The sequence below is a fragment of the Kaarinaea lacus genome (genome assembly GCF_975902315.1).
This window is the reverse complement of the sequence record NZ_CDLKIE010000258.1, coordinates 1-5,769: the sequence shown is the minus strand read 5'-3', so window position 1 is coordinate 5,769 and position 5,769 is coordinate 1. Positions and strand designations below refer to the sequence as shown.

Here is a 5,769-nt window from a genome sequence, read left to right as displayed (position 1 = left end):
GTCCCAGGGGAGGAGTCGTCGTTTTTTAAATCCTCCCCAACCCTCCTTTACAAAGGAGGGGGTTAAAAGCAAATACTCCCATAAAATTGGGGGGGCAAAGAATCGTTGTTGCTAATACCAGAAAAAATTATTTTTTGACGTTATTTATTTTTTTTCTCCCAGGGGAGGAGTTGTCGTTTTTTAAATCCTCCCCAACCCTCCTTTACAAAGGAGGGGGTAAAAAGCAAATCTACAAAGGAGGGGAGCGAAAAGCAAATCCTCCCCAGCCCTCCTTTACAAAGGAGGGGGTGAAATGCAAATACTCGCATAATATTGAGTGCAGAGAATCGTTGTTGCTAATATCAGATACTTCTTCGCATCGTGTTATTCGCTATTGATCATCAGGCGGCGCAGATCCAGACAATAATCGTCGATGGCCGTGTCGGGTGGATTTTGCGGCTGGCTATACTCGCTGACAGGAAACACCCTGGTAGTAAAACGTTCGTTGCGACGCCGTGTTGCTTCTTCCATGTCTGCAGGCAAACCGGGATACGGCAAATCCTGGGGTTGCCATTCGTGGTAGGTCACTTCTAGCGCTTTTTCTCGGTTGGGATGTGTGAGCACAAAGCTGATGTTATTGCGCGCGGCAATACCGGGATGTAAGCCAATCGTTGGCTCGAAATGGCGATAACGAACACCGGTCACCTTGATCAGATCCGGCGGGTCTTGCTCCACCCGCAAAGGAACACGGTAACCATCCACCCTAACTTCCCAACCATCCAGTTGCGTCGGGTTGCGCGATTCCGTCCCGATGGTAATCTGCAAACGCGTGGTACTGGCATCGACCAGGCGTGAGCCACCACCTTCCTGCGATGCCACGTCTCCCACCAATGGCCAGAATTCCAGGGCCTGCTGCAGCTCGATATAACAATCATGAAACTCGGCTTTACCGATAAAGCGCACCGGTTCCTGCAACAGCAGGCTTTGTATTGTTTCATGCAGAGGCAATTGCGCCTGTGCCAAATCCTGAAACACACTCTGTAAGTCCTGCTGCATGTAGAACGGCAGGGCATATTTGTTATGCAGCGCTGAACCATGATTCTGCAACTGGCTTACCCTGTCTTCCCGACTTAACATGGCCACGATGCTGCGTAGCAACACTGCTATTGCCGTGGCGCATTCCGGGCTACGCGACATGCGAAACGCGCGGAACTCCACCAGCCCCAGACAACCTCGCCCCGGTAAATAGGGATTCCACAGTTTCTCGATATTCAATTCGCTGCGGTGGGGATTACCGGATGAGTCCACCAGGAACGGGCTCAGGGTACGCCAGATGAAGTCCGCCGACGGTGATTCACTCTTTTCCAGTTGCTCCAGCGCGATGGCAAGTTCAGTAAACGATTCGCGCAAGCCTTCATCCACGCGCGGTGATTGACTGGAACTGCCAATGGAGGGTGGTGCAAACCAGTAGGACAGTGCCGGGTGTGCATTGAGATAACGGATCAGGCGCGGCAATAAATGCGGGTAGCGAAAAAACGGGCTGCTCAGGGGCTCCGTACCACCCAGCGTAAACTGACCGCCACCACCGGAATCAGAGACCACACCATTGTAATGCAAGCGACAGGGATACAATTCAACGGTCCTGGCCGCACTATATATCAGCTCACTACGTTCATAAAAATGCGCGCTATCCTTATCCGGTGCCTGGTTAACCTCTATCACGGCAGGATCCGGGGTAATGGTTGTCCACGCGACGCTGGCATCCACTGGTGGTGGAAAACCTTGCAGCATTAAAAACGGAACGTTCGCTTCACTGGCCGCATGCGTAATCGCTTCCAGTAGTTGCACAAAGAGAGTCACCGTGGGCAAGGCCGGCAGTTCGATCACCAGGCATTTTCCAGCAGCATGTTCCGGGTTGATTGACAGTGTATCCAGGGAGATTAAAAAATCACCGGCTTGTGCCAACGCATCAATCAAGCCTTCCAGCGGGATTTTATGATCATGCACCGAGCTGCGCGCCAGTTGCGGTTTGGCCTGGATGTCTGCCAGCGCCGGCTTGTCGTCACAGCGAAACAACAGGCGGTATTTCAGGTTCCCTTTGGTTGAAAACGTGGTGGATTGCCAGCCATTGCGTTGCAATGCGGTGTGTAACGCTTGCCAGAACGCCCTGATATTTACGGGTGTTTCAGGCGGTGGGTTTTTTTCCGGCGAAACCAGAAAAGGATCCGCTGGTCCTTTCCAGGTGAATTGCTGCTGGCGGGCCGCATAATAACCCACACTCCAGCGCGGTTTGTCTTCGCCGGCGTATTGCCTGCCCAGGGTGTGTAAAACCACACCACCTGGATGACGCTGACTAATTTCAGTTAACAACTGGTACGCGTACGCCTGTTTTTCGGGACCCAGTGCTTCTGACAACCACTCCGGGGTTTCGGCGAAACGCCGGGTGAAGGTGGGCTCCATACCGACCCAGACATCGACGCCCAGGGTACGAATACGTTCATCTTGTGCGTTAAGGATCTGCTTGAATACCGAGTGTTCCATCTGTCATGCCAGGCGCGATACAGTGACTACTGAGTGACTACTGTATGTCGGCTCATGCCTTAATTGTATAGAAAGCAGTATACGCTTTTGATGCGTAATCTGGTAATTCATGTCATATTGGTTATGCTTAGTAGCAATGAACCAAACTACCAATGCACCAGAATAAACCTGGATAATCTTATGCGTCGCATCCAAATCACCCACAACACGCACTACGAATATGCCGAACCGGTCGTATTTAATACCCATAAATTACATATTCGTCCGCGCGAAGGTCACGACGTTCGCATCGAGTCCTCGCAATTGTCGATTTCACCCACTTATCAAATTCGCTGGTCACGCGATATCTACAGCAACTCCATTGCCCTGGTAGACTTTGTTGACAAGAGCCAGACCCTGGACATCACCAGCAAAGTTGTGGTGCAGCATTATGGTGCGCCACCCCTGGACTTCGGCATGGAGGAATCGGCGCAGAACTACCCATTTCATTACAATCCACTGGAACAGGTTGATCTGATGCCGTATCAAATGGCGGTGTTTCCCCGCGACTATCCGGTTGTACAAAAGTGGCTGGAAAAAATTTATCAGCCGGGTAAATTGGTCAATACCGTTAGTCTGCTCGAGACATTGAATAAAACGATTATGTCAGAGTTTAACTACACGGTACGTGAAGAACCTGGCGTGCAATCGCCACAACAGACGATTATCATGGGTTCCGGCTCCTGTCGTGATTTTGCCTTGTTGTTCATCGAAGCCTGTCGCGTACTTGGACTGGCCAGCCGCTTTGTCAGCGGTTACCTGTTGCTGGCTCCAGATAACAACAACCAGCATCTATCCACGCATGCCTGGTCTGAAGTCTATTTACCGGGATCAGGCTGGTGGGGATTCGATCCCACCAGTGGATTATTAGTCGCTGATGATCATATTGCCGTGGCACATCACCGTCACCCGGAAGCGATTCCGCCTGTATCCGGATCTTTCCTGGGTAAGCCCGAACCGCGACCCAGTATGTTTGTCAGTGTAAATCTCAAAATCTTGTGAACTGTACGGAACGTGCTTTTGTCGATATCGTGCTGTTGGTTGGTTAGACAGGCGATGGCAAATCATCACAGATAATATTGCTGTCGTAAAGTAAGTTAAAAGAAGAAAGGATGCGCAATAATGACCACTGAAACCGTGAATAGTCGAACTGTTGACAATCAAGAACAACAAGAAAATATATTCAAGAATGAAATTATTTTAAACTGGCTGGTAAGAAGAAAAGCTAGCCCGGTTACCCTGGGTATTGGTTTCTTTTTCCTGGTTCCGCTTCCCATGACTATCTGGTCCATTGCTAAGGAAGGTGAACATTTAAGAGATCTGTCGTCTAGCCATATCAGCTTTATTGAAAATATCAGTTGGTCATTTTCCACATTTTATCTGTTCCCATTCATTATTGCGCTCAGCCTGGTGTACTACAAAGCGATTCCTGATCTTTTCTTCAATCAGCTAATTGGCAAAGTCGCCATTCCAGTCTCAAACGATACCGCTTTCCTGGAAAAATATAAAAAAGAGTTTTATGACCAGTTTAACCATTGGTGGATACCTGTCTTAGCCATTGTTATCGCGGTAACAATGACATCATTTTATTTACCACAAGTCAGGGATTATGCTTTTGAAAGCTGGATGTTTCATTCGCAAAAACTAACTCGCATTGGAATGTATGCAATCGGGGTACAGGTGGTATTGGGTTACTGGATGCTCAACCTCTTCATCAGGGCCCTGGTCTTTTCCAAACTGCTCAATGATTTATTCAATGATAAACGCTTCACAATCACATTAAATGCAGCGCATTCAGATAATGCGTGTGGATTGAGGAGTATTTTCCGGGTTACGTCAATCCTCAATATAATACTTTTTCTGGCGGGTATTTATTTGTCGCTGATTGTGATTGATAAATGGGTTGTTCAGGAGGTCGGATTATTTGGTGACATTAGCGGTCCGGTGATGCTGGCAACATATGCCCTGGTAGCGCCATTATTATTTTTTTTACCGCTTTGGGCACCCCATAATGCTATGTGGAAAGCTAAAGAAGCATTTATTCAACCTGTTTGTTATAAGCTCGAAAATAATATCAAAGAACTAAACGAAGCAGGTGGATCTGATGAAAGTAAATTATCACTGCTAACCAAGTTAAGAGAGGAACGGCTCAATCTTCTGAAACAGATCCCGGTTTGGCCATTTGACTTAAAATCCTTGAATGCATTTTTTGGCGCGATCATCATGCCGGTTGTACCAGTCATCCTGCCTGCTATCGTAAATTCGATCAGCAAATTGTAGCCTGTCAATAACTCCCAACCCCAAGGATTCCCGGCATTGCGAGCCGCCGGCGAAGCGATCTTAATCCCTCCCTTTTAAAAGCAACGTCAGTTGGAATTTGCTTTTCATCCCTCCCTTTGTAAAGGGAGGTTACGAGCACAGGGAAGTGCGAGGTACGAGTCCAGGGATGGACGAGGTAGAGCGTTGTCTGGAACAAGCGCCGAGAGCAATGCAGGAGCAATTGCCGAGGAGGGATTTGTTTTTACCCCTCCCTTTTTAAAGGGAGGTTGGGAGGGATTTTCCGGTCATTGCAAGCAGCATGAAGCAATCACATACCTTTTGCAGATGTATTTCCAGCCCATCGACTGTTCTTTTCAAATATTGGATAATACACACCATTATTAAAGTTCAGGGGATCAACGCGGGTGCGTACTATTTTGCTTTTAATGCTTTTGTTTTTTACGGTGCCTTGTGCGGCGGCTTACGATCCGGTGCAAATCAAGCAGTTCATCAACGATGAGCGCGCGCTGTTTCAAATTAAGCGCTGGCAGGGGAACGATGAGGCGCAGCAATGGAGCGCCGAATCGGAGATCCAGTTGTTGACTGTCGAGATCAATCGCAATCAAACGAAAATCGGCTCGCCGTATTTTAGTCCGCCGTTACGCGAGGAAGCAAAAGCACGTTGCACTGCGGTTGCCATTTTTGCGCTTGGTGTGGCAACCGCTGAAGCACAAGCCGCAATCGAGAATGTACTGAGCAAAGCAACGCAACACCATCAGCGCCAGTCTTTTGAGCTTAATAATGTGCGCTTCGATGCCATACCTGTTGTGAAAGGCTCGTTCGTCACAATGTATTGTTCGGTAACGCCAATGTCAGTATCGGGATCGGAGCTAAGCAACTAATTATGGTGTATTTTTCAGCAAAGAAGGAGTCGAAAGAATGGCGCAGGAT

4 protein-coding genes are annotated in these 5,769 nt (G+C 48.5%); 3 read left to right on the top strand and 1 reads right to left on the bottom strand.

The genetic code is table 11. From position 1 onward, the window contains the following. Positions 1-363 precede the first annotated feature (363 nt). The gene (locus ACWVCM_RS08015) at positions 364-2,520 is read right to left on the bottom strand and encodes a transglutaminase family protein (RefSeq protein ID WP_455201210.1); all 2,157 of its coding nucleotides are present in this window, start codon (positions 2,518-2,520) and stop codon (positions 364-366) included. 180 nt (positions 2,521-2,700) lie between these two features. Between ACWVCM_RS08015 and ACWVCM_RS08010 the strand changes: the two genes are divergently transcribed. From ACWVCM_RS08010 to ACWVCM_RS08000, 3 genes are all read left to right on the top strand, one after another. Then, a complete protein-coding gene (locus ACWVCM_RS08010) occupies positions 2,701-3,561 on the top strand; it encodes a transglutaminase family protein (RefSeq protein ID WP_455201209.1) in 861 nt (286 codons plus the stop codon). A 120-nt stretch (positions 3,562-3,681) separates the two neighbouring features. Beyond that, complete coding sequence (locus ACWVCM_RS08005; RefSeq protein WP_455201208.1) at positions 3,682-4,839, top strand: hypothetical protein; 1,158 nt, start codon at positions 3,682-3,684, stop codon at positions 4,837-4,839. A gap of 404 nt (positions 4,840-5,243) precedes the next feature. Continuing rightward, complete coding sequence (locus tag ACWVCM_RS08000) at positions 5,244-5,720, top strand: hypothetical protein (RefSeq protein WP_455201207.1); 477 nt, start codon at positions 5,244-5,246, stop codon at positions 5,718-5,720. Positions 5,721-5,769 lie beyond the last annotated feature (49 nt).